Source organism: Pilimelia columellifera subsp. columellifera, from assembly GCF_039532605.1.
Classification (GTDB): domain Bacteria; phylum Actinomycetota; class Actinomycetes; order Mycobacteriales; family Micromonosporaceae; genus Pilimelia; species Pilimelia columellifera.
The window spans coordinates 51,392-74,526 of record NZ_BAAARY010000006.1 but is presented as its reverse complement, the minus strand read 5'-3'; the positions used below and the strand labels follow the sequence as shown (position 1 = coordinate 74,526).

Genomic DNA, 23,135 nt, shown 5'->3' with positions numbered 1-23,135 from the left:
AGCTGGCGCGCTTCGCCGACCAGCCACCCCGACGCCCGTAACGACCCCCTCGCGGCGAGCGTTGATCGAGTCACAACCCCAACACCTCACCCCCCCACTGCACGGCGGCGCCCTCGCCGTCACCGCAGAAATCAGCGAAAACAGGTGCCCGCGGTGAAAACGATAATCTTCGGCCGTTGGCGGGCCGAGCGTTTCCATCAACTCCTCGACGACACCCCCGGCGGCGGTCGTCGGCGCAGCCGCGCCGACCGACCGGCGCCTCCCGACGCTGGGCTCGCCGACCTGCTCGCGCTCGCCCACCGCACCGCGGAGGTGTCCCTCCCGGTCGAGCTGGATCACGACTTCCGCAGCGGGCTGCGAGCGTTGCTCGTGGCCACCGCGGAACGCGAGGGCATCGGCGCGACCGCGCAACACGTCGACGAAACCCCGGCGGCGACCTCGCACCGACGCCGCCTGGCCCCACGGCTGACCCGCACCCAGGCCCGGGTCACCGCGCTCGCCGGCATCACCCTGGGCGCGGTCGTGCTCTCAGGCATCTCCGCCGCCAGCGACAGCGCCGTCCCCGGCGACACCCTCTACGGCATCAAGCGCACCACCGAACGCGCGTCGATCGCGCTCACCACATCGGACACCGAACGCGGACACCGGCACCTCACCTGGGCCCGCACCCGGGTCAGCGAGGCGCTCGCGGTCAGCCAGGACCACACCAGCTTCGACCGGGTCATGTTCGATATGGAGAACGACATCCGGCAGGGGGTCCGGCTGCTGGCCACGGCCGCCGTCAACGATCGTGAGCCAGAGCCCCTGGACGCGATCGAGACATTCGCCGCCGGTCAGCGCCTCGCACTCGGCCCGATGATGGGCAGACTCGACAAGATCAATCAGGATCGGGCCCTGTGGACGCTGGAGCTGCTGGAACGGGTCACCCAACGCGCCCAGGCGCTGCGCACCTCGATGAGCTGCGGAGTCGTCTCCGCTGGCAGCGACGCCTACGGCCCACGCCCCCGCTCCTGCACCGCCGACGCGCCCGCTGAGCCTGAGCCCGTCGTGCCCCGACAGAACCGGCCCAAGCAGCCCACCCGGACGGCCGCGCCGTCCACGCCAGCCCCCGCTGAGGCGCCGGCGGCCAGGAACGAGAGCGGCCCCGCCGACAAGGCCCCCGCCAGCCCTGACAAGCGCCCGGCCGAGGGCAGCACCGCTCCGGCCCCGGGCGTCACACTCACCGACCTCCAACCAACCGACGGTTAGGCCCGCGCTCCGAGCGGGCCAGCCCCTCCCGACCAGGCCAGTCGGTCCCGAGCGTCAGGGCCCGGTCGCGGCGCGACAGCCACCTCGTCGCGCCGCGACCGGGCTCCGGCACGAGAACCGTCACCACCTGGACATACCGCCGCCAGCGCGCATCAGCCCGTTCGCCGGTCCGGCCGGATAGTCTCGCCGGAGAATCGGCACGATGACGGCGGCGAGAGGAGACCCGGTGGTCCGAGGGCGGGAGAAGGCCGAGAAGGCCGTCGCCCCACTGCCGTTCGCCGCGCTCACTCACGAGCCGGTGGACGTGCCGCAGGATCTCGCGACGGCCGCGTTCTTCGATGTCGACAACACGATCATGCAGGGCGCGTCGATCTACTGGCTGGCCCGAGGGCTCGCCGCGCGCAAGTACTTCACCGCCGGCGACCTGACCCGGTTCGCCCTCGGTCAGCTCCGCTTCCGCATCCTGGCCACCGAGCACGCGGGCGACATGAACCGGGCCCGGGACACCGCGCTCGCCTTCGTCCAGGGCTGGCGCGTCGCCGACCTGGAGCGCCTCAGCGAGGAGATCTACGACGAGCTGATGGCCGACCGGGTCTGGCCGGGCACCAGGGCGCTGGCGCAGCTGCACCTGGACGCCGGACATCAGGTGTGGCTGGTCACCGCCGCCCCGGTCGAGCTGGGGCGGGTCATCGCCAGGCGGCTAGGCCTCAGCGGCGCCATCGGCACGGTCTCCGAGATCCGCGACGGCGCCTACACCGGCCGGCTCGTCGGCGAGCTCATGCACGGGCCGGCCAAAGCCGACGCGATCCGTACGATCGCCGCCGCCGAGGGGCTGGACCTCACCCGCTGCGTCGCCTACAGCGACTCCGCCAACGACATCCCGATGCTCTCGGTAGTCGGGCGGGCGGTGGCCGTCAACCCGGACGCGGCGCTCCGCCGGGAGGCCCGGCAGCGCGGCTGGCAGGTCCGGGACTTCCGCACCGGGCGTAAGGCCGTCCGGTTGGCGGTGCCCACCGCGCTGGCCGCCGGGGCGGTCGTCGGGGCGGTGACCGCGGGCCTGGCCGTGCGCAAGCGGCGGACCGCCCCACGATGACCACGGACCCGGCCACCGACGAACCCGGGGAAGGGACACCACCGGCGCGGCGGACCGGCTGGCGGCGCCTGCTCCCGCCCTGGTCGCCCGGCGTGCTGGTGCTGGTCCTGGCCCTGTTCGCCGTCGGTCTCCTGCTCTTTCCGAACCTGCGCCAGCCGGCCACCACCGAGCCGCAGCCGTTGGCGGCGGCGTGGCCGAAGGCGGTCGTGGGCAGCGTTCCGGCCGCGATGCCCGACGGCCCTGCCTACGACCCCCTCTACGTGCTGACGCCGACGGTCTCGGCCGGCACCGCGCCCACCCCCGACGGCGCCGCCAGCCGGCTCGTCGTGTGGGACACCGCCAGCGTCCCCCGGGTCCTCAAAACCCTGCCGCTGGCGGACGATCCACTGTTCGCGGGGGTCACCGCCAGCGGCGACACGCTGCTGTGGGCGGAGACGATCAGCGGTGGCGGCGGCAGCGCGATCAGCGAGCTGTGGTCCGCCGACTGGCGGCGGGACGTTCCGCCGCGCCGCCTCACCACCGCCACCGGCGCGCTGGCGTTCTTCAACTCCCAACACGACCTGACCGTCGCCGAGAACCGCGTCCACTGGGTCGCGCTGGGCGCCGGCGAAACCCCGGTCACCGAGATCCGGTCCACGCCGTTGACCGGCGGCGCGGTCGCCATCCAGAAACTGGCCGGGCAGTGGGCGCTGTCCGCGTGGCCGTGGCTGGTGAGCGCGGTGTCGGCCAGCACCGGCGAGGCGCAGCTGCACAATCTCGTCGAGAACCGCCAGATCAGGGTGCCGTCGTCGGCGTCCGAGCTGGTGACCTGCTCCCCCGCGTGGTGCCGGGTGCAGGTCGTCGGCGCGGACGGGCCGACCCAGCTCGACCTCATGCGCGTTGACGGGTCGCAGCGTCGTCGGGTCGCCGGGCCGGGCGCCACCGCGGCGATCACCGACGTGGCCGTGCTGGACCGGTACGAGGTTCTCACCCGCGTAGGGGGCCAGGGCGCCGTCGACAGCCAGCAGGACCTGCTGCTGTACGACGCGGCCGGACGCCGCACCGTCGAGGTCGCTCGTGGGGTGGGCATGGTGAACAGCCGCGGCGGCTGGCTGTGGTGGTCCACCGGCCAGGATGACACGACCGCCTGGCGCCTGCTCGACCTACGCTCGCTCCGCTAGGGTCAGCCCCAGAACTGCTAGGTCAGCCGCCAAACGGGTCGGGGCGTTGCGTCAGCAGCTGCCGGACCGCGACCTGAATCGTCTCCCTGACCTGGTCCGCCAGATCGAACACCGCCATCGGATCGTCGGCGTGGCCGGCCAGCTCGTCGGTCGGGATCGGTGGGCAGAACTCGATCAGCCACTTGCTCGGCAGCGGCAGCAGACCCAGCGGACCCAGCCACGGGAACGTGGGCGTGACCGGGAAGTACGGCAGGCCGAGCAGCCGGGCCAAAGGCTGGATGTCGGCGAGCATCGGGTACGCCTCCTCGGCGCCCACGATCGCCACCGGGACAATCGGCTGGCCGGTGCGCAGCGCAGCCGACACGAAGCCGCCCCTACCGAACCGCTGTAGCCGGTACCGCTGAAGGTAGCCCTTGCCGACGCCCTTGAAGCCCTCAGGGAAGACGCTGACCAGCCGCCCGGTCTCCAACAGCCGCTCGGCGTCGGCGTGGCAGGCGACGGTCGCCCCGGACTTGCGCGCCAACTCGGACAGGATCGGGGTGCGGAAGACCAGGTCCGCCCCGAGCAGGCGCAGGTTCCGTCCGACCGGGTACGCCTCGTTGATCGCCACCGACAGCATCAACGCGTCCAGCGCGATCGTCCCGGAGTGGTTCGCGACGACCAACGCCGCGCCCTTCTCCGGCAGGTGCTCCACGCCGCGCACCTCCGTGCGGAACCAGTGGTGGTAGAGGAACCGCAGCATCGGCTGGAAGACGTGGTCGGACAGCTGCGGGTCGAAGCCGAACTCGTCAACCTCGTAGTCGCCGGTCAACCGTCCACGCAGGAACGCCAGGCCGGCGGCGACCCGCTGGTCCCAGAGGTCGCCCGGCGGGGGCGCGATCTCAGACATGTCCACTCCGGGCCCGGCGTGCCTGGCGGATGCCGTCCAGGATGGCCTGTTCGGCGGCGGCCACCTGGGCGGCCGGGATGACCGTGCCGCCGCGGTGGGCGCTGATGAAGTCGTCGAACGCCTCGGCGGTGGAGCGCGGTTGGAAGCCGAACTCGGCGATGAGGCGGTCGGTGTCGACCACCCGCCCGTGGACGAACAGGTCGAGCTGGTCGAAGCTGAATCCGCGCAGGTCCAGGCCGCGGGCCAGGGCGGCGGCGGCGGACAGGCCACCCTCCCAGACCGGCACGCCGATCCGCCCGGCGCGGCGGATCGCCTGGGACAGGGTGAGCACCCCGGGCCCGGCGACGTTGAAGGTGCCGGGGTGGTCGCCGGTGACGGCCCGCACCAACACTTCGATGGCGTCGTCCAGGTGGACGAACTGGAGCCGGGGGTCGCGACCGAAGACGGTGGGGACCAGCGGTGAGGAGAAGTAGCGGGTCAGGGTGGTGTTGGCGGCGGAGCCGATGACCGGGGCGAACCGCAGCACGGTGCCGACGACATCGGGGCGGCGGCGGCAGAAACCACGGACGTATCCCTCGATGTCCAGGATGTCGCGGGCGAATCCGCCGCGGGGCACCGCCCGGGGCTCGGTCTCCTCGGTGAACACCGCCGGGTCACGGAAGGAGGCGCCGTAGGCGGCGGTGGACGAGCGCACGACGAGTTTACGCAGGCCCGGGGCCTGCTGGCAGGCGGCGAGCAGGCGCATGGTGCCGATGATGTTGCGCTCTTTGTGGACGCCGTCGTCGTCGGTGCGGTCGGGCGCTGCGGTGATCGCCAGGTGCGCCACCGCGGTGGCCCCGAGATCGGCGATGGCGCTGGCGGCGTCGCGCTCGTCGGCGCTGATCCGTTCGACGCCGCGCAGCAACGGCGCGACAGCGTCAGGGACGGCGACCGAGTCGAGGCCGATGACCCGACCAACGGAAGGATCCGCGGCGAGCCGGCCGGCGACGGTGGCCGCCAGGAACCGGCTGACGCCGGTGACGACGACCACCCCGGGCGAGCCCGGGGTGGGAGCGGCCGTCACGGCCGCAACCTCACCACGGGCGGCGCCGCGGGCCGGTGAGCCGGATCCGGCCTACTTGCCGAGACGACGACGCTGGACGCGGGTCTTGCGCAGCAGCTTGCGGTGCTTCTTCTTCGCCATACGCTTGCGGCGCTTCTTGACCACCGAGCCCATACGAAAGCCTTCCTCACACAAACGGGAGCCCGGCGACGCGCACACGCGGCGGCGACGGCCAGCCCTGGATCCTGGACACTCGACCGAGGACAAGCCGCACGCGGGACTACCGGCTCCAGGGGCGCGAGCCGATATGTGGGTGCGACGGACTGCGGTCGACCATCAGGGTAGCCGGCCGGTATCGCGCGGGCCAACACGGCCCCGAGCGCCATGACGGGCGGTCAGGCTGACTCGTCGAACGCGGCGCGCAGGTACTCGTGCACAGCGTGTTCGGGGACCCGGAAGGAACGGCCGACCCGCACCGCTGTGAGGTCACCGTTGTGCACGAGCCGGTAGACGGTCATCTTGGAGACCCGCATCAGCGTCGCCACCTCGGCCACGGTGAGGAAACGGACATCGGCGAGGTCGCCGTCGACCTGCGGTGATCTGGTCATGGCGCACCTTCCCGTCCGGTCGTCAGTCGCGCGTCTTCTGTACGGTAGCGGGACCGCTGTGACTGCGGCGACAAGTCGCGCCAAACGGTCAAGTCGCCACGCCGGAATCGTCAGCCGAACCATCAGAACGAGATCACTACCGCTCGTCGGCCGTTCATGAAATGCCCATAAGATGCCCGGAACGTCGATAACGACATTCGTCCCCCGCGAGGGGCTGAACGCCTGGGATGGGAATCAGATATGGCGCAGCGGGTCCTCGTCACGGCCGGGGCGAACGGGGTGGGCCTGACAATCGCCCGGGCCTTCGCCGCCGACGGCGCCCGCGTCCACATCGCCGACATCGACGCCGTGGCGGTGGCCGCCGCGACCCGCCGTGGCCAGCTCAGCGGCACTGTCGCCGACCTCAGCGACCCCACCGAGGCCGTCCGCCTCATCGACGACGCCCACGGCAGGCTCGGCGGCCTCGACGTCCTGGTGAACAACGCCGGCGTCACCGGCCCGAAAGCGCCGGTCGACGCGCTCAGCGCCGCCGCCTGGTCAGCCGTGCTCGACCTCAACCTCACCGGCACGTTCCTGGTGACCCAGGCGGCCGTTCCGCTGCTGCGCCAGTCCGGGCGCGGCGCGATCATCGTCATGTCGTCGCTGTCGGGGCGCTTCGGCCATCCGGGCCGGATCGCCTACGCCACCACCAAGTGGGGCCTGGTCGGATTCACCCGCACGCTCGCCGTCGAGCTGGGCCAGCACGGCATCACCGCCAACACCATCAACCCCGGCCCGCTGGCCGACCCGCGACGGGCCGGCGACGAGTCCCCCGCGTCGGTTGAGCACCAGTCGATCCGCCGACTGGTGGACCCGGCGGACGTGGCCGCGCTCGCCGTGTTCCTGGCCGGACCGCACGCCCGGACGATCTCCGGGCAGACCTTCCCGATCGACGGCGACGCCCACCGGGCGGGCGCCTCGCCCCGCCCCCGCTGAGTCAGCCGCGGGCGACCAGGGACCGGGCGAACAGAGCCATGTTCGCTGGCCGCTCGGCGAGCCGCCGCACCAGGTATCCGAACGACTCAGTGCCGTACGGCAGGTAGACCCGCATCGTGTAGCCGTCGTGGGCGAGCCGGCGCTGCTCGGCCGGGCGGACCCCGTACAGCATCTGCAGCTCGAACTGGTCGGCGCTACGGCCGAACCAACGGGCCCGGTCCTGACCGATGGCGATGAGCCGCGGATCGTGGGTGGCCAGCATCGGGTAGCCGTCGCCGGCCATGAGGATGTTGACGCAGCGAACAAATGACTTGTCGACCTCAAGCCGCGACTGGTAGGCCACCGACTCGGGCTCGGCGTAGGCCCCCTTGCAGAGCCGCACCCGGGATCCGGCCGCCGACAGCTCACGACAGTCGGCCTCGGTGCGACGCAGATACGCCTGGACGACCGCCCCGGTGGTCGGGAAGTCCTTACGCAGCTCGCCGAGGATCTCCAGCGTCGAGTCGGTGGTGGTGTGATCCTCCATGTCGAGGGTCACCGTCGTCCCGGCTTCGGTCGCCGCGGCGCAGATCGCGCGGGCGTTCTCCAGGGTCTGCTTCTCGTCGAGCCGCTGGCCGACCGCCGACAGCTTGACGCTGACCTCGGCGGCCGGCGTCAGCTCGGCCGCCGACAGCGCCCGAAGCAGCGCCACGTACTCGTCCCGGACCGCTGTCGCCTGCTCCAGCGTCGTGGTGTCCTCGCCGAGGTTGTCCACGGTGACGGTGAGGCCGGACCCGGTGAGGTCCCGGGTGGCACGGACGGCGTCGTCGATGGCGGGCCCGGGCACGTAGCGGCGGACCACGTCCCCGCTGACCGGGGAGTCGACGATGACCCGCTCCAGGCGCGGGGACCTGGATGCGGCAAGGATCAGCTTTCGGAGCATCCGCTGAGACTAACCCGCCGCCGGTGGCTGGTCGACGAGACCACCCCGATCGACTTTGGTCGATTGAGTCGGCGTCGGGCCGAGGTGGGTGCGGGCGAACGCGAGCGCCTCGGCCAGGTCCGCCTCGCGGACCGCGCGGCTGCCCGCTCCCCTGGTGGCGACCTCCATGGCCACCGAGCCGGCGAAACCACGCGCGGCGAGCGAGGACAACAGCTCCGCGCACGGCTGGGCGCCCCGGCCCGGGACGAGATGCTCGTCACGGCCCTCGCCGGTGCCATCGCCGAGGTGGAGGTGCGCCAGCCCGGCGGCCATCGCGTCGGCCATGGCGATCGGGTCGGTGCGGGCGGCGGCGCAGTGGGAAATGTCCAACGTGTACGCGTCGTAGCCGGGGACCGTCGGGTCCCAGCCGGGCAGGTACGGGACGAACTCGCGCTTTCCCAGCCGCACCGGGTACATGTTCTCGACGGCGACCTTGATGTGCGGGAACCGGGCGGCGAGCCGGGCCAGGCCCTCGCCGAACCGGCGGGCGTAGTCGCGCTGCCAGGTGAACGGCGGATGGACGACGACGGTCGGGGCGCCGAGGTCGTCGGCCAACTCGGCGGCGCGGCGCAGCCGCACCCACGGGTCAGGGCTCCACACCCGCTGCGTGACCAGCAGGCACGGCGCGTGCACCGACAGCACCGGCGTGTGGTAATGCTCGGCCAGGCCGGCCAGGGCGCGGGCGTCCTGGCTGACGGCGTCGGTCCAGACCATGACTTCGACCCCGTCGTAGCCGAGGGCGCCGGCCAGCTCGAAGGCGGCGGCCGTCGGCTCGGGGAAGACCGAGGAGCTTGAGAGCAGGACCGGGACCACGGGGTCAGCCTAGCGGCGGAGCGCCTGCCAGGCGCGATAAGGCACCCCAAAATGGATCATCCAGTGCCATACTGGTCGAGTCTGCGCAGGATGACGCCTTCGCGCAGCGCCCACGGGCAGACATGCGCCAGCTCGACGTCCAACAGCCGCAACGTCGCCTCGGCGACCACCGCCCCGGCCAGCAGTTGGTGCGCCCGCCCTGGGCTCACCCCGTCCATCCGGCCCAGCGCCGCCGGCGACATGTGCCGGATGAACCCGAGCACCTGCCCCAGTCCGGTCCGGGTCAGTCGACGGGGCGCCCACAGGCCAGCCGATGACGACGGCGCGCCGGCCAGCCGGGCCAGGCTGCGGAACGTCTTGGAGGTCACCACAGCGCGGTCCCAGTCGACCACGGCGAGCCGCTTCGCCACCGGCGCCAGCTCCAGCTCGACGTATCGGCGCAGCTCCTCGACGGCGTCCTGGTCCGGGGCTTCCTGGCTGTCGGCCGTCATCCCCAGCCGGCGGGTGAGGCGCCCGGCGCCCAGCGGCGCCGACAGCGCCAGATCGGGCACCTCGTCGACGCCCGCGGCCAGCTCCAGCGAGCCACCGCCGATGTCCAGGGTCAGCAACCGGCCGGCGGACCACCCGAACCACCGTCGGGCGGCCAGGAAGGTCAACCGGGCCTCGTCGGCGCCGGAGAGCACCGACAGGGCGACGCCGGCGTGCTCGCGCACCTGACGGAGCACCTCGGCGCCGTTGGTGGCGTCGCGCACCGCGGAGGTGGCGAAGGCCAGCAGTTCCTGGGCGCCCATCGCGGTGGCGGACTCCCGGGCCCGGGCGACGGCCGCGACGAGGTCGTCGGCGCCGTCCTTGGCCAGGGCGCCGTCGGCGCCGATCCGCTCGGCCAGTCGCAGCAACGTCTTCTCTGACCGGGCCGGCCAGGGGTGCGCGCCAGGATGGGCGTCGACGACAAGCAGGTGGACCGTGTTCGAACCGACATCCAGCACACCCAGTCGCATGGGCCGACCCTACTGCGGCGCGGCGGACGTGACCGAGCGCCGTACCCTGAACGGATGGCAAATCAGGCGGATGCTCCGGTAAGGGGCGGGTCCGACACGTCCGCGAACACCCCCCGTTCGCGCGAGACCGCGCTGGACTTCCCGCGCGAGTTCATCGAGTTCGCCGACCCGGCCGACGCCGAACACCGGATCCGGGCGGACCTGACCTGGCTGCTGTCGCGATGGTCCTGCGTCTTCGGCAGGGGCTGTCACGGGATCATCGCCGGCCGCTCCCGCGACGGCTGCTGCTCGCACGGGGCCTTCTTCACCGACGCCGACGACGAGAAGCGGGTCCGTGCCGCCACCGGCCGCCTCCGCCGCGCCACCTGGCAACACTACCGGCGCGGCTTCGCCAACTACACCACTGTGGACAGCGCGGACGGCGACGCCCCGGCCCGGCGCACCGCCACCCGGGGCGAGGACGAGCCGTGCGTCTTCCTCAACGACGCGGACTTCCCCGGCGGCGGCGGCTGTGCCCTGCACGGGCAGGCGCTGCGCGACGGCGTCCACCCGCTGACCTACAAACCGGACGTCTGCTGGCAGCTGCCGGTCCGGCGGGACCAGGACTGGACGACCCGCCCCGACGGCTCCCGGGTGCTGCTGACCGTGCTCACCGAGTTCGACCGGCGCGGCTGGGGCGAGGGCGGGCACGACCTGGACTGGTGGTGCACCTCGTCGCCGGACGCGCACGGCGGCGCCGAGCCGATGTACCGGTCGTACGCGGCGGAGCTGACCGCCCTCATCGGGTCGGCGGCATACGGGGAGCTGGAACGGCTGTGCGCGGCCCGCGTCGCCACCGGCCAGATCGCCCCCCACCCGGCCACGGTCGCCGCGACGCCGTCAGCCGAAAACGCGCCGTAGCTGGTCAGCGATGGCGTCGATCTCGGTGAGCGCGCCCGAAGCGACCGCGATGGTGAAGTCGTAGGCATCCGATTCGTCGAATGCTGCGATGGGGACGCCGTTGAGGTCCAGGAACGCCAACGCCGAGACCAGCCCGGTGCGCTTGTTACCGTCGACGAACGGGTGGTTCGCGACGATCGAGTGCATGAGCGCTGCCGCCTTGGACCAGAAGTCCGGGTAGGCGTCCGCGCCGAACAGGGACGCCCGGGGCCTTCCCACGGCCGAATCGAGCAGGCCGAAATCACGCAGCTCCGCCCCGGCGCCGATCTCTTCGGCGATCGCCAGGACATCCTCGACCGTCAGGTGACGCGTCACTCCGCGAGGCGGTCGAGCAGCCCGCGGCGCCGATCGGCGAAGTCCCGGGCGAAGGCCCGGACCCGCGCGCTGCCCGCCTCCGCCGGGAGATCAACCGGCACGATGGCGGCCACCCGATGCCCGTGCCGGGTCAGGTAGGTGACGGTGCCGGCCTCGGCGGACTCCACCAGCTCGGCGAGCCGGGCCCGGGCGTCGCTGATGGCCACGCTGGCCTCAGGGGGCTCAGACCCAGGGGGCTGAGGCGTCGGGTGCGCAGTCATCAGCCAACTGTACAACCACCGTACAGATCGCGTCGGACTTGCGTGACGCAGCCCCAGACAAGGTGGGTGGCCTCCTCCACGATCGGCCCAGACCTGGCCAGTAAGTCAGATATCCGACAGTTGCCTTTACCCCGAAGCCGATCACGTATCAGATTCGTCTCTCTCGATCCTTCGAAAGGGACAAGGTGAAATACCTACTCTGGTTCGTGTTCCTGCTGGCCGCCGGCGCCGTCGGCTGGGGCGGCATGTGGCTCGTCGGGCAGCGCAAAGTCGGCTTCTGGGCGATGCCCGTCGCTGGCCTGCTCTCCCTGTCCATCCTGTGGGGCGGCTGGGCGATCATCCGCCAGCTCTGAGCCACCGACAGGGCCGCGGTCCGACCGCAGACGTCGTAGCCGTGTTGGTCACGGCTCGAACTTGTAGCCCAGACCTCGCACCGTGACGATGTGCCGCGGGCTCGACGGTTCCGGCTCGACCTTCGAACGCAACCGCTTGACATGCACGTCCAACGTCTTGGTGTCGCCGACGTAGTCCGCGCCCCACACCCGGTCGATCAACTGCCCCCGGGTCAACACCCGGCCGGCGTTGCGCAACAGCAGCTCCAGCAGCTCGAACTCCTTCAACGGCAGCGCCACCGGCGCCCCGCCCACGGTCACCACATGCCGCTCGACGTCCATCCGCACCGGACCGGCGATGAGCGAGCCCGCGTCGGACTCCACCGGCTCGGAGCCCTGCCGGCGCAGGACCGCCCGGATCCGGGCCACCAACTCCCGCGGCGAGTACGGCTTGGTCACGTAGTCGTCGGCGCCGATCTCCAGCCCGACGACCTTGTCGATCTCGCTGTCCCGCGCGGTGACCATGATGATCGGCACCTGGGACCGCTGCCGCAGTTGCCGGCACACCTCGGTGCCGGCCATCTCGGGCAGCATCAGGTCGAGCAGGACGATGTCCGCCCCGGCGCGGTCGAACTCGGTGAGGGCCGCCGTCCCGGTCGCCGCCACCGCGACCTCGAACCCCTCTTTGCGCAGCATGTAGGACAGAGCATCGGAGAAGGACTCCTCGTCCTCCACGACCAGCACCCGGGACACATTGTTCCTTTCGTCAGGCGGCAGAGCCGCCAGCGGCACGGCCAGCCGCGACTTCAGCAGACATCGGTATCGGCAGGCTCTCCTCCGGCGGGCGCGCCGGCAACCGAAGCGTGAACGTCGACCCCTCACCGAGCCTGCTGCGCACCTCGACCCGGCCGCCGTGGTTGGTGGCGATGTGTTTGACGATCGCCAGCCCCAGCCCGGTGCCGCCGGTCGCGCGGGAACGCGCCTGGTCGGCCCGGTAGAAGCGTTCAAAGATCCGGTCGAGGTCGCCGGCGGCGATGCCGATGCCCTCGTCGGTGACTTCAAGGGTCAACTCGTCGGCGTCCCCGCCGACCGTCACCGCGACCGTGGTGTTCTCGCTGGCGTAGGCGATGGCGTTCTCCACGAGGTTCGCCAGGGCGGTCGCGAGTTGACTGTCCCGGCCGTACACGGTGCGGTTCTTGTCCCCGGTCACCTCGACCGTGATGTGCTTGGCCGCGGCGGCGGTGCGACTGCGGTCGATCACCTCGGCGATCACCCAGTCCAGCGAGACCGGCACCAGGTCCGGCAGCGGCTCCGCGCCCTGTAGCCGGGACAGCTCCAGTAGCTCGTTGACGAGCCTGCCGAGCCTGGTGGACTCGATCTGGATGCGCTCGGCGAAGCGCCGCGCGGCGGCCACATCGTCAGCGACGCCGAGAGCGCTCAGACGCGTCGCGGCCGTCGCCTCGGGCTGCGCGACGGCGTTGTCGTCGACCGGCGCCTCGGTGGCGTCGAGCAGCGCCTCGGCGAGCAGCTGCAACGCCCCGATCGGGGTCTTCAGCTCGTGACTCACGTTGGCGACGAAATCTTTCCGCACCCTGGCCACGCGGTGCGCCTCGGTGACGTCCGACGCCTCGACGGCGACGTAGCCCTCCCCCAGCGAGACCGCGCTCAGGTGCACCCCGAGGGCGTCCGAGCCCCCGGGCGCCCGACCACGCGGCAGGTCCAGCTCCACCTCACGGCGGACGCCGGTGCGGCGGACCTGCCCGGCGATGGTCCGCACGATGGGGTGCGCGGTGACGATGCCCGGACCGGCCGCACGGAGCAGGCCCATCGCCCGAGCCGCCGGGTTGACCAGCACCGGCTCGTCGTCGGCGTCGAGCACGACCATGCCGGCCCGGAGCGCGTCCAGACAGCGGCGATGGACGTCGGTGGTGAGCGCGCCGATGATGGTCCTCCCCCTGGTTGCGCCGCTCGGTACGGCGCGGAGGGAGCCGGCCGGACGCGATCGGCGGCTGTGGACCGCCCATGCGACGGTGGCCAAGGCCAGGCCAGCCAACAGCCCGGAGCCGACGGCCAACGCCATCGGCTCAGCCAGGGTTGCCGCTGCCAGATCCACAAGACGATCGTACGGCTCATTGTTTCGCGCATCCGGGCAGCGAGCGACACGAAGCGGACGCGAGGGCCGTACTGTTCACTTTCCCGCCGACATGTGTTCACCGCAGTTAACCCGGCGGCCGCGTGAGCGGGCCTACGGTGGCGCCGTAACGACAATCTGAGGAGCCTTATGCGCGAGGAGTTCGACGCCAGCCTGTTGGAGATCGGCCGGTTAATGGTATCGATGGCCGACGCGGTTCGGGCCGCGATGAGCCAGGCCACCGACGCGTTGATCTCAGCGGACCTCGATGCCGCCGAGTCGGTGGTGGCCCGGGACCAGGACATCGACGACCTGTACCGGCAGGTCGAGGAGCAGGTTCGGGAGGTGCTCGCCCGGCAGGCGCCGGTCGCCGGGGACCTACGCATGGTGGTCAGCGCCCTGCACATCGCGGGCGACATCGAGCGCATGGGCGACCTGGCCCGGCATGTGGCGCGCACCGCCCGCCGCCGGCACCCGGCGTCGGCGCTGCCGCAGGAGCTGGTCGGCGTGTTCCGGCAGATGGCGAACGTCGCCGACCGGATGGCCGGCGAGATGGGACGCGTGCTCTCGGCCCCCAACGCCACCCAGGCCGCCCGGATGGACGACGCCGACGACGCCATGGACACCCTGCACCGACAGCTGCTGGGCATCGTGCTCGGGCCCGGTTGGCCGCACGGCGTCGAGCCCGCCGTCGACGCGGCGCTCCTGGGCCGCTTCTACGAGCGGTACGCCGACCACGCCGTCAACGCCGGCCGGCACGTCGTGTACCTGATCACCGGCGAACAGCCCACCTCGGCGACCGACTGATCCGCCGCGACGCCGCACTTGGTGACCTGGACGCTGCGCGCGAGTCAGCCGCAAGTCAGCGGAGTTTCACGCGCAGCGTCCATGGTCGGCGCCGTCCTCGGGCCGGGGTTTGTCGGGTCAGCGGCCCTGGTTGGCTACGGCGGCGGCCGCGGCGGCCGCCGCCGTCGGGTCGAGATACACGCCACCGGCCGTCAGCGGACGCAGCGTGCCCGGGTCCAGTTCGTAGCGCAGCGGCATACCCGTCGGGATGTTCAGCCTGGCGATCGCCTCGTCCGAGACCTGGTCGAGGTGCTTGACCAGGGCCCGCAGCGAGTTGCCGTGGGCCGCTACCAGAACAGTCCGGCCGGCCCGCAGGTCCGGCAGGATCTGGTCGTGCCAGTACGGCAGCATCCGGCCGACGACATCCTTGAGGCACTCGGCGCGGGGCAGCTGCTCGGGCGCCAGCTCGGCGTAACGGGCGTCGCCGACCTGTGAGAACTCGTCGTCGTCGGCGAGCGGCGGTGGCGGGGTGTCGTAGGAGCGGCGCCAGAGCATGAACTGCTCCTCACCGAACTCGACGAGGGTCTGCTTCTTATCCTTGCCCTGCAACGCTCCGTAGTGGCGTTCGTTGAGCCGCCACGACCGCCGGGCCGGAATCCAGTGCCGGTCGGCGATGTCCAACGCGATGTTCGCGGTTCGGATGGCGCGGCGTTGGAGGCTGGTGTGGACGACGTCCGGCAGCAGGCCGTGCTCGACGAGCAGTTCCCCGCCACGACGGGCCTCGGTCTCGCCGTTGGCGGTCAGGTCCACGTCCACCCATCCGGTGAACAGGCCCTTGACGTTCCACTCGCTCTCGCCGTGCCGCAGCAGCACCAGGGTTCCCAGAGTCATGACTGACATCCTGCCGCACCCGGGCCGGTCAGGCGGGCGGAGGCGCCTGACGGATACCGGCCGGAAACGTCGCGGCGATCCAGAGAACTCGAAAAGCCGGCGGATCCGAGCGCCCATCCCCATAAGCGCTGTCCGGATCAGCCGGCCTCACGATGCCGTTCCCCAACGGCGAGCGTCTCCGCTCTTTCCCCCACCGTCTCCGTCGAATGCCCACGTCCGCTGGAAGCGAATGGAATACTCCCCAGGCGAACGTTTGCGAGGCGTCGAAGCACAAGTGCTGACCCAAACCTTAGTTACCGAAGGGGCCCAACACAACGCGACGGCTTGTTCCCCCCGTCACACCGATGGCTTACCCGAGGCGTCAGATTCGCGAGGTGAGCCCTCGTCATGGCGCTCGTCCGCGGGCGATTCCTGAGGAAATAGATGGGCAAAGGCGCGCAGATTAGCCACCGACTCGCCGCGGCTGACCCGCCACTGCCATTCCCGTCGGATGGCCGAGCCAAAGCCGATCTCCAACAGCGTGTCGAAAGATCCATCCGCATAGCTGAGGGCGGACCCCAACAAACGGTCAAGCTCGTCCTCAGCGAGCGCGCCGAGGCCGACCCGACCGGTCAGATAGATATCCCCCGCGGCGTCGATCGAGAAGGCCAGCCCGTACATGCGCGAATTACGTCGCAGCAACCACGCCCAGACGTCCTCCCGACGTTCGTCGGGCTGCCGCATGACGAACGCCTCGATCCGCAACGCGTGCTCGCCGACGATGAGATGGCAGACGGTCCTGAGCTTGTGCGTGCCCGGAAGCGTCACGGCGTACGCGTGCTCGCCGGTCCGCTCCAGCGGTAGGTCACGCTCGGCGCAGAACCGCGCGATCAGCTCGCCCACCGCGGAGCGCTGAGCGGCCCGCGCCGCGGTCACCAGGCCACCGCCCCGACGGGCTGGTCGGCCTGGCGTTGGGCCTGTCGCTGCGCCATCGCCCCACCGTAGACGGCCAGCAGGCCGGCGGCCGTGCGGTCCCAGGAGAAGTCCCGCGCGTGGTCGACCGCGCCCCTGGCCAACTCCGCCAGCCGTGTCGGCGCGCGCAGCAGGCCGGCGAACGCGGCCGACCATTGGGCCGGCTCGTGGCCAGGGACCAGCAGCCCGCTGTGGCCGTCCCGGACCGCGGTGACCAGGCCGCCGACGGCCGCGGCGACCACCGGCGTGCCGCACGCCTGCGCCTCCAGCGCCACCAGTCCGAAGGATTCGCTGTACGAGGGAACCGCCACCAGGTCCGCAGCCCGGTACAGGTCGGCCAGCGTTTCGGGTGGCAGCGGAGGCAGGAAGCGGATGCTGTCGGCGAGCCCCAGCGCGGCGGCCAGCTCCATGAGGGCGGCGGGCCGGTCCATCCCGCTGCCGCTGGGACCGCCGACGATGACGACGGTGAGCTGGCCGGCCAGCTCCGGGTCCCGGGCGGCGAGGTCAGCGGCGGCGCGCAGCAGCACGTCCGGGGCCTTGAGCGGTTGGATACGTCCGACGAACGCCACCACCTGGCCGTGTTCGGGCAGGCCCAGCTGCCGGCGGGAGCGCCGACGGACGGTCCGCTCACACCCGGCCGACGACGGCCGGAAGGTTTGCAGGTCGACGCCCGGCTCGACGACCGACACCCGGGACGGGTCGGCGCCGTACCGGGTGATGAGGTCACCGGCCTCAACTGTGGTGTTGGCGACGAGATGGTCGGCTTCAGCGACGACCTGCTCCTCGCCGATGATTCGGGCCTTCGGCTCGGGCCGGTCCCCGTCGGCGAGCTGATCGTTCTTGACCTTGGCGAGGGTGTGCGCGGTGTGCACCAACGGCACGCCCCAACGGTCCTTGGCGAGCCAGCCGACCTGGCCGGAGAGCCAGTAGTGGGAGTGGATGAGGTCGTAGTAGCCGGGCGGGCGGGCCGCCTCGGCCCGCAGCACGCCGGTGGTCAGCGCGCACAGCTGCGCCGGCAGCTCCTCTTTGGCCAGGCCCTCGAAGGGTCCGGCGACCAGGTGGCGGACCAGGACGCCGGGGGCCAGCTCGACCACCGGCGGAAGGTCGCTGGCGGTGGCCCGGGTGAACATCTCCACCTCGACGCCCGCGGCGGCGAGCCGCTTGGCGACCTCGACGACGTAGACGTTGAGCCCGCCGGCGTCGCCGGTGCCGGGCTGGTCGAGCGGCGAGGTGTGGACTGTGAGGGTGGCGATCCGGCGAAGCCCGGACGGAACGTCACCAGGACGTCCATCTGTCCAATTCGCCACATTCGCTCCCATCGCCGCCAGCTTCGCTCCTGCCACGCAACGCCCGCGCCGCGGCACATCTTCCCGCCGGCATGCGTTCTTGTGAATGACCGCCTCCCAGACGTGACACAGCTCTCGCGACAGACCTGGCGTCTTGTCCGCTTTCGTCCGGCGTCGACTACCGGCTGTCGCATGGCCGTCGTTGCGGGCGACAATGACGGGTATGAGCTCACCCATCGCCGTCGTCACCGGCGCCTCCAGCGGCATCGGAGCGGCCACCGCCCGACGCCTGGCCGACGAGGGATTCCGCGTCGTTGCAGCCGCCCGCCGCGCCGACCGGCTCGCCGACCTCGTCACGCGGATCACCGCCGACGGCGGCGCCGCCGTCGCGGTGACCTGCGACGTCACCGACGACGCGTCGGTGGCCGCGCTCGCCGCCCGGGCAGCCGACCTCGGCGGTCCGGTGTCGTTGCTGGTCAACAACGCTGGCGGCGCCCGGGGCGTCGACCACGTCGAGCATGCGAGCCCGACCGACTGGCAGTGGATGTACGACCTCAACGTGCTCGGCACGCTGCGGGTCACCCAGGCGCTGCTGCCGGCGCTGGAGCGCTCGGGCGCCGGAACAATCGTCGTCATCGGCTCCACGGCGGGTCTGGTCACCTACGAGGGCGGGGGCGGCTACACCGCCGCCAAGCACGCCGAACTGGCGTTGACCGAAACCCTGCGGCTGGAGCTGTGTGGGCGTCCGGTCCGGGTCATCGAGATCGACCCGGGGATGGTGCGCACCGAGGAGTTCGCGCTCAACCGGACCGGCGGCGACGCCGTGGCCGCCGCCGCCGTCTACGCCGGGGTCGCCGAGCCGTTGGTCGCCGACGACATCGCCGACTGCGTCGCCTGGTGCGCCACCCGGCCACGGCACGTCAACGTGGACCGGTTGGTGGTCCGCCCGCTGGCCCAGGCCGCCCAGCACAAGGTGCACCGCGTGTGAGAGCGCCCCGCCCGCAGGGCGTCGTCACCCGGGGCACCACTAGCCCGAACCGGCTACGCGCCATGGACCGCTGGATCGCCCACTGGCTCGGCCCGCTGCTGCGCGAGGCGGACGATCCCCTGGTCGTGGACCTGGGCTACGGCGCCAGCCCGGTCACGGTCCTCGAACTGCGGTCCCGGCTGGCCGCGATCCGACCCGACCTGCGCGTCGTCGGCCTGGAGATCGACCCGGAACGGGTGGCGTCCGCCCAGTCGGCGGCGCGACCGCCGCTGCTGGAGTTCCGGCGCGGCGGCTTCGAGCTGGCCGGCCTGCGCCCGACCGTGGCCCGTGCCGCGAACGTCCTTCGCCAGTACGACGAGGCCGCCGTTGCCGGGGCCTGGCAGACGATCGTCGGCGCTCTCGCCCCTGGCGGGGCGCTGGTCGAAGGCACCTGCGACGAGTTGGGTCGGCTCGCCGCCTGGGTGAGCGTCGACGCGGTCGGACCACGGTCGCTGACGCTCGCCGCCCGGCTCAACCAGCTCGACCGTCCGGCGACCCTCGCCGAGCGGCTTCCCAAGGCGCTCATCCACCACAATGTGCCCGGCGAGGGCGTGCACGCGCTGCTCGGCGCGCTCGACTCCGGGTGGGCGGCGGCCGCGCCCTACGCTGCGTTCGGCCCCCGGCAACGTTGGCAGCGGGCGGTGGCATCAATACTGGAGTCCGGATGGCCGGTGCTGGACCGGCCGGCGCGGTGGCGGCTCGGAGAGGTGACCGTCGCCTGGTCGGCGGTGGCGCCCGGCGGGCCGGTCACAGCTCGCAGTTGACCAGGACCGGCTCCGGACGCAGCGTCACGCCGAACCGCTCGTGCACCCCGTCGCGGATGTGCCGGGCCAGCTCCAGCAGGGCCGCGGTCGTGCCGCCGCCCCGGTTCGTCAACGCCAGGGTGTGCTTGCCCGATACCGCGACCCCGCCGCCGAGAGTGAAGCCACGCCCGAAGCCGGACTGTTCGATGAGCCAGGCCGCGCTGACCTTCGCGCCGCCGCCTGCCATCGGCCACGCCCGCACCTCGCCTCCCGCCAGCCGCACGCCCAACGCCTGGTAGGCGGCGGCGTCGAGCACCGGGTTGACGAAGAACGATCCGACCGAGCAGGTGTCCGCGTCGGCCGGGTCCAGCACCATGCCCTTGCCGGCGCGCAGCGCCAGCACCGCCGACCGGACATCCGCCAGCGGCGCCCGCTCCCCCACCGCCACGCCCAGCCGACCCGCCAGCTCGGCGTACCGGACCGGCGCCGACAGCGTCGACCGGGCCAGCCGGAAGTCCACCCCCAGCACCACCCAGCGGGAGCTGCGCTTGAAGACGCTGCCGCGGTACCCGAACCGACACTGCTCGGCGGTCATCGTGACCACCGCGTCGGCGACCCGGTCGAACGCCCGCACCGCGACGATCGTCTCCGCAACCTCCTGCCCGTACGCGCCGACGTTCTGGATCGGGGTCGCGCCGGCCGCCCCCGGGATCCCCGACAGGCACTCCAGACCGGCGAGCCCGGCCGCGCACATCGCCGCCACGACCTCGTCCCACGGCTCGCCGGCCGCGACTGAGACGATCGCCTCGTCGCCGACCAGCGCCGACTCCACGCCGCGGGTGCGGATGAGTATCGTCGGGACCGCAACCCCGGCATCGGCGACGACGACGTTGCTGCCGCCGCCCAGAATCAGCGGGAACGTCTCCGCGCCCCGGACCGCGTCGATGAGCTGGGCATCGGTGGTGGCGCTGACGAGCCGCGGCGCCGGGCCGCCGAGGCGCAGGGTGGTGACCGTACTGAGTGGCGTAGCCGGCGCGAGCGCGGATTCAGAGATATCGTCAAACACATCACCACCCTAGGCGGGTGGGGTATGCCGGGCGGGCGCTGCCCGCCCGGTCGGCCCGGGACCGTGAGGAGGCCGCGAATGCACCGACTACACGGCGACAAGGAATTCTGGCTCGCCGGTCTACGTGCCGAGGGCGCCGCGTTCCGCGCCGCTGCCACCACCGCCCCACCGGATGTCGTCGTCCCCGGCTGCCCGGGCTGGACCGTCGAGACGCTGACCGCCCATCTCGGCAGCTTCTACTCGTGGGTGCGTCAGCACGTCGAGCGGGGCGTGACCGAGCCGCCGTCCGCGTTCGCCGACCACCGCGCGGACGTCCCCGCGTGGCCTGCGACGCTGAGCTGGTGGGATGACGAGCACCTCATGCTCATGTCGTGCCTGGAGCCGCTGGACCCGACCACCCCCGCCTGGAACTGGGCGCCGCAGGCGAAGAAGGCCGGTTTCTGGTTCCGACGCACCGCCCTCGACACCGCCGTCCACCGTTGGGACCTCCAGAGCGCCACCGGCGCCGCCCAGCCGATCGAGTCCAAACTGGCCGCTGACGGCGTCAGCGAGATCCTCGACACCTGGCTCCCGGCCGGACGCCGCCAAGGCCCGACCGACCTCAACGGCGTCGTCCACCTCGTCGCCACCGACCTGGCGCAGGAGTGGTACGTCCGGCTGCGCGGCGAGGGGATCTCGCTGCTGGACACCGACACGATCCTGGACACCGACGACCACCATCCGCGGGCACACGCCGCCGGCGCCGCCAGCGATCTGCTGTTGAGCCTGTTCGGGCGCGTCCCGTCCCGGTCGTTGGCGGTCACCGGCGACGCGTCGCTGTTGGGGGCGTTGCACGCCGGCTGACGCCCTGCCGCTGACCGTCGCCGCCGCCCGGTCGTCGCGCTCAGTCGTCGCCGCTCAGTCGTTGAGGAACGTCGAGATGCGGTCGCGCAGATCAGCCCGGGCCGTCCAGAGCACGGCCGGGCGGTCGTATACATGCAGGGTCGCCGAGGGCAGCGCCGCCGCCAGCTCCTCGGCCACCGCGGTCGGATGCAGGTCGTCGTTGTGACAGCCGATCACCAGGGTGCGGGCGGTCACCTGGGCCAGCGCTGACCGGTCCCCGATGGCGACCTCGTCGGGCAGGCTGGCCAGGGCCGGCGCCAGCCCGTCCTGTGTGAGCTGCTCGACCCGCTGCCGCAGGTACGCCCAGCCCGCCGGCGTATTGCGCACCGAGGCCGGCAACTCGCTGGCGACGACGTCGGCCACCGCGCCCAGATCCCCGCTCTCCACCGCAGACAGCAGCTCAGCCAACCGTGCCCGGGTCGCCGGGCCACGCGGTCGGTCGATGACCGCGGGCAGGAAGAACACCGCGTGGGTGAAACGCTCGGGACTGTCCGCCAGCAGCCTGGTCAACGCGCCCGCGCCGAGGCTCACCCCGAGCGCCCGGGTGGCGCCCGCGAGGTCGGCCACCGAACGTAGGTCCCGGGCGAGGTCGGTGTACCCCCACGGGCCGGGCGGCGCGTCCGAGCGGCCGTGGCCACGGAAGTGGAAGAAGACCCGCCGGCCACGCACGCCGCTACCCAACGGACGGGTCCCGGCGATGCCGTTCGCCAGGCCGTGCGCGAAGATCGTCACCGGTTCGCCCGCGCCGGACACCACCTGTTCCAGCCCGACGCCGTGCGGCGTGGCCACCACGTCGCTGGGCGGCTGCGGCAACGCGGGACGCCCGCTGCGTGGCGCCGTCGGGCCCGGTCCGAACACCCGCGGCCCGCCCTCGGGGGGTGGCGGCCAGCGGAAGTCCCTCACCAGATGCCCCGGCCGTCGCTCATCCCGCGCAGACCGGCCCGGACATCGAGCAGGTACACCATGCCGGCGGCGATGCCGATGAGCTGGGCCATCAGTCCCAGGAAGATGTCCGCCGGACCGGCGTTGAACAGCAGGGCGACGGCGGTCAGGTACGTCTGGAGCAGGCTCAGCAGTCCGGTGACGCCCAACAACGCGAGCCATCCGCCCTTGGGGAGGGTGCCCAACGCGGCCAACGCCGACGGCCGCTGGGCCAGGCAGTGGGCGAATCCGCCGACGGTGACCGCGCACGCGGTCAACCCGACGACGAGATCGAGCATGTGCTGGATCGCGAGGTAGAAAATCGGCGCGGTGGTAGCCATACCGCGAGCTTATGCTGCCGGCTCCGCGGGCGCTGCGGGTGAGTGGCCGCGCCCGGACGCGCGCTGGACGGACTTCTTCGGCCCGGACTTCTTCGGCCCGGGCTTCGACGACTGGGCCTTCGCCTGGGCCGGCTTCGGGGCCCGGGGCTTCGCCTTCGCCGGCTTCGGGGAACCGGACCTGGGCGCAGACGCATGCCCGACGACCTGCTCGCCGCGCTCGACCAGTTCCCGGTACACGGCGTTGGCCCGCTCGCGGGCGTGGCTCAGCACGGTGCGGACGTCCGCGCGCACGGCCTCGAGCTCGCCGTTGGTGGCGCGCTCGCGCAGCGCGGTGGCGGATTCGCGCAGCTCGGCGACAATGGTCGGCACGTGGCGGCGCAACTGCTGATAGGCGAGGTCGCCGGCGCCGGCGGCGGCGTACAGCGGGTTCGGGACGCGGCGCTTGTGTTCGGTGTTCATCTTTTCTCCTCAGGTTCA

General features: G+C 72.2%; 28 protein-coding genes. 10 read left to right on the top strand and 18 right to left on the bottom strand.

The annotated features are described in order from the left end of the window. The first annotated feature begins 153 nt into the window (after positions 1-153). The 3 genes from ABD287_RS09135 (at position 154) to ABD287_RS09125 (ending at position 3,501) form a co-directional block, all read left to right on the top strand. Entirely contained in the window at positions 154-1,248 is a 1,095-nt protein-coding gene (locus tag ABD287_RS09135) for a DUF5667 domain-containing protein (RefSeq protein ID WP_344171197.1), read from the top strand. Between the two features lie 355 nt (positions 1,249-1,603). Next, entirely contained in the window at positions 1,604-2,341 is a 738-nt protein-coding gene (locus ABD287_RS09130; RefSeq protein WP_425565569.1) for an HAD family hydrolase, read from the top strand. Then, positions 2,338-3,501: a hypothetical protein gene (locus ABD287_RS09125; RefSeq protein ID WP_344171193.1), complete on the top strand. Its 1,164-nt coding sequence runs from the start codon at positions 2,338-2,340 to the stop codon at positions 3,499-3,501. The genes ABD287_RS09130 and ABD287_RS09125 overlap by 4 nt, the downstream gene beginning before the upstream one ends. A gap of 22 nt (positions 3,502-3,523) precedes the next feature. Here the strand turns inward: ABD287_RS09125 and ABD287_RS09120 are convergent, their stop codons facing one another. From ABD287_RS09120 to ABD287_RS09105, 4 genes are all read right to left on the bottom strand, one after another. Further along, on the bottom strand, positions 3,524-4,390 hold the full coding sequence (locus ABD287_RS09120; RefSeq protein ID WP_344171191.1) for a lysophospholipid acyltransferase family protein: 867 nt from the start codon (positions 4,388-4,390) through the stop codon (positions 3,524-3,526). Next, positions 4,383-5,453 (bottom strand): NAD-dependent epimerase/dehydratase family protein, encoded by a 1,071-nt coding sequence (locus ABD287_RS09115; protein ID WP_344171189.1) that lies wholly within the window; start codon positions 5,451-5,453, stop codon positions 4,383-4,385. Before ABD287_RS09115 ends, ABD287_RS09120 begins: the two co-directional genes overlap by 8 nt. A gap of 51 nt (positions 5,454-5,504) precedes the next feature. Continuing rightward, complete coding sequence (locus ABD287_RS09110) at positions 5,505-5,606, bottom strand: 30S ribosomal protein bS22 (RefSeq protein ID WP_007465623.1); 102 nt, start codon at positions 5,604-5,606, stop codon at positions 5,505-5,507. Positions 5,607-5,827: 221 nt separating this feature from the next. Next, entirely contained in the window at positions 5,828-6,040 is a 213-nt protein-coding gene (locus ABD287_RS09105; protein WP_344171187.1) for a helix-turn-helix domain-containing protein, read from the bottom strand. A gap of 240 nt (positions 6,041-6,280) precedes the next feature. Here ABD287_RS09105 and fabG point away from each other — a divergent pair, with 240 nt between their 5' ends. Continuing rightward, positions 6,281-7,015 carry a 3-oxoacyl-ACP reductase FabG gene (gene fabG / locus ABD287_RS09100; RefSeq protein ID WP_344171185.1) on the top strand — a complete coding sequence of 245 codons (735 nt, stop codon included), beginning with the start codon at positions 6,281-6,283 and terminating at the stop codon, positions 7,013-7,015. A 1-nt stretch (position 7,016) separates the two neighbouring features. Here fabG and ABD287_RS09095 read toward each other — a convergent pair whose 3' ends face one another. From ABD287_RS09095 to ABD287_RS09085, 3 genes are read right to left on the bottom strand one after another with little or no spacing between them, the layout of a single operon-like run. After that, on the bottom strand, positions 7,017-7,937 hold the full coding sequence (locus ABD287_RS09095) for a proline dehydrogenase family protein (RefSeq protein ID WP_344171183.1): 921 nt from the start codon (positions 7,935-7,937) through the stop codon (positions 7,017-7,019). Between the two features lie 9 nt (positions 7,938-7,946). Next, positions 7,947-8,789 (bottom strand): sugar phosphate isomerase/epimerase family protein, encoded by an 843-nt coding sequence (locus tag ABD287_RS09090; protein ID WP_344171181.1) that lies wholly within the window; start codon positions 8,787-8,789, stop codon positions 7,947-7,949. 56 nt (positions 8,790-8,845) lie between these two features. Next, positions 8,846-9,787, bottom strand: a complete 942-nt coding sequence (locus ABD287_RS09085; protein WP_344171179.1) for a Ppx/GppA phosphatase family protein — start codon at positions 9,785-9,787, stop codon at positions 8,846-8,848. A gap of 54 nt (positions 9,788-9,841) precedes the next feature. Between ABD287_RS09085 and ABD287_RS09080 the strand changes: the two genes are divergently transcribed. Continuing rightward, a complete protein-coding gene (locus ABD287_RS09080; protein ID WP_344171177.1) occupies positions 9,842-10,687 on the top strand; it encodes a DUF3109 family protein in 846 nt (281 codons plus the stop codon). Here ABD287_RS09080 and ABD287_RS09075 read toward each other — a convergent pair. Both ABD287_RS09075 and ABD287_RS09070 read right to left on the bottom strand, forming a co-directional pair. Continuing rightward, positions 10,667-11,041, bottom strand: coding sequence for a type II toxin-antitoxin system death-on-curing family toxin (locus tag ABD287_RS09075; protein WP_344171175.1), 375 nt, complete (start codon positions 11,039-11,041; stop codon positions 10,667-10,669). The genes ABD287_RS09080 and ABD287_RS09075 overlap by 21 nt on opposite strands. After that, positions 11,038-11,247: a type II toxin-antitoxin system Phd/YefM family antitoxin gene (locus ABD287_RS09070; RefSeq protein ID WP_344171173.1), complete on the bottom strand. Its 210-nt coding sequence runs from the start codon at positions 11,245-11,247 to the stop codon at positions 11,038-11,040. Before ABD287_RS09070 ends, ABD287_RS09075 begins: the two co-directional genes overlap by 4 nt. Before the next feature lie 239 nt (positions 11,248-11,486). Between ABD287_RS09070 and ABD287_RS09065 the strand changes: the two genes are divergently transcribed. Beyond that, entirely contained in the window at positions 11,487-11,654 is a 168-nt protein-coding gene (locus ABD287_RS09065; RefSeq protein ID WP_344171171.1) for a hypothetical protein, read from the top strand. 48 nt (positions 11,655-11,702) lie between these two features. Here the strand turns inward: ABD287_RS09065 and ABD287_RS09060 are convergent, their stop codons facing one another. Then, a complete protein-coding gene (locus ABD287_RS09060; RefSeq protein WP_344171169.1) occupies positions 11,703-12,386 on the bottom strand; it encodes a response regulator in 684 nt (227 codons plus the stop codon). 13 nt (positions 12,387-12,399) lie between these two features. Beyond that, positions 12,400-13,713, bottom strand: coding sequence for a sensor histidine kinase (locus ABD287_RS09055; RefSeq protein ID WP_425565568.1), 1,314 nt, complete (start codon positions 13,711-13,713; stop codon positions 12,400-12,402). Positions 13,714-13,914: 201 nt separating this feature from the next. Here ABD287_RS09055 and phoU point away from each other — a divergent pair, with 201 nt between their 5' ends. Further along, a complete protein-coding gene (gene phoU / locus ABD287_RS09050) occupies positions 13,915-14,571 on the top strand; it encodes a phosphate signaling complex protein PhoU (RefSeq protein WP_344171167.1) in 657 nt (218 codons plus the stop codon). Positions 14,572-14,688: 117 nt separating this feature from the next. On the opposite strand, the gene ABD287_RS09045 is transcribed toward phoU, so the two are convergent. From ABD287_RS09045 to mshA, 3 genes are all read right to left on the bottom strand, one after another. After that, entirely contained in the window at positions 14,689-15,450 is a 762-nt protein-coding gene (locus tag ABD287_RS09045; protein WP_425565559.1) for a phosphoglyceromutase, read from the bottom strand. A 327-nt stretch (positions 15,451-15,777) separates the two neighbouring features. Continuing rightward, positions 15,778-16,323, bottom strand: coding sequence for a type III secretion system chaperone family protein (locus tag ABD287_RS09040; RefSeq protein ID WP_425565558.1), 546 nt, complete (start codon positions 16,321-16,323; stop codon positions 15,778-15,780). A 29-nt stretch (positions 16,324-16,352) separates the two neighbouring features. After that, positions 16,353-17,711: a D-inositol-3-phosphate glycosyltransferase gene (gene mshA / locus ABD287_RS09035; protein ID WP_425565557.1), complete on the bottom strand. Its 1,359-nt coding sequence runs from the start codon at positions 17,709-17,711 to the stop codon at positions 16,353-16,355. A gap of 190 nt (positions 17,712-17,901) precedes the next feature. On the opposite strand from mshA, the gene ABD287_RS09030 reads away from it, so the two are divergent. Both ABD287_RS09030 and ABD287_RS09025 read left to right on the top strand, forming a co-directional pair. Further along, on the top strand, positions 17,902-18,666 hold the full coding sequence (locus ABD287_RS09030) for an SDR family oxidoreductase (RefSeq protein ID WP_344171161.1): 765 nt from the start codon (positions 17,902-17,904) through the stop codon (positions 18,664-18,666). Next, complete coding sequence (locus ABD287_RS09025; protein ID WP_344171159.1) at positions 18,663-19,469, top strand: class I SAM-dependent methyltransferase; 807 nt, start codon at positions 18,663-18,665, stop codon at positions 19,467-19,469. The genes ABD287_RS09030 and ABD287_RS09025 overlap by 4 nt, the downstream gene beginning before the upstream one ends. On the opposite strand, the gene ABD287_RS09020 is transcribed toward ABD287_RS09025, so the two are convergent. Continuing rightward, positions 19,453-20,514 (bottom strand): UDP-N-acetylmuramate dehydrogenase, encoded by a 1,062-nt coding sequence (locus ABD287_RS09020; RefSeq protein ID WP_344171157.1) that lies wholly within the window; start codon positions 20,512-20,514, stop codon positions 19,453-19,455. The genes ABD287_RS09025 and ABD287_RS09020 overlap by 17 nt on opposite strands. Before the next feature lie 78 nt (positions 20,515-20,592). Here ABD287_RS09020 and ABD287_RS09015 point away from each other — a divergent pair, with 78 nt between their 5' ends. Continuing rightward, the gene (locus ABD287_RS09015; RefSeq protein WP_344171155.1) at positions 20,593-21,357 is read left to right on the top strand and encodes a maleylpyruvate isomerase family mycothiol-dependent enzyme; all 765 of its coding nucleotides are present in this window, start codon (positions 20,593-20,595) and stop codon (positions 21,355-21,357) included. A gap of 54 nt (positions 21,358-21,411) precedes the next feature. Here ABD287_RS09015 and ABD287_RS09010 read toward each other — a convergent pair whose 3' ends face one another. The 3 genes from ABD287_RS09010 to ABD287_RS09000 are packed head-to-tail and all read right to left on the bottom strand — an operon-like array spanning position 21,412 to position 23,117. Further along, complete coding sequence (locus tag ABD287_RS09010; RefSeq protein ID WP_344171153.1) at positions 21,412-22,299, bottom strand: alpha/beta fold hydrolase; 888 nt, start codon at positions 22,297-22,299, stop codon at positions 21,412-21,414. Next, positions 22,296-22,658 carry a DUF2516 family protein gene (locus ABD287_RS09005; RefSeq protein WP_344171151.1) on the bottom strand — a complete coding sequence of 121 codons (363 nt, stop codon included), beginning with the start codon at positions 22,656-22,658 and terminating at the stop codon, positions 22,296-22,298. The genes ABD287_RS09010 and ABD287_RS09005 overlap by 4 nt, the downstream gene beginning before the upstream one ends. A 9-nt stretch (positions 22,659-22,667) precedes the next feature. Further along, positions 22,668-23,117 (bottom strand): hypothetical protein, encoded by a 450-nt coding sequence (locus ABD287_RS09000; RefSeq protein ID WP_344171149.1) that lies wholly within the window; start codon positions 23,115-23,117, stop codon positions 22,668-22,670. Positions 23,118-23,135: the final 18 nt, after the last annotated feature.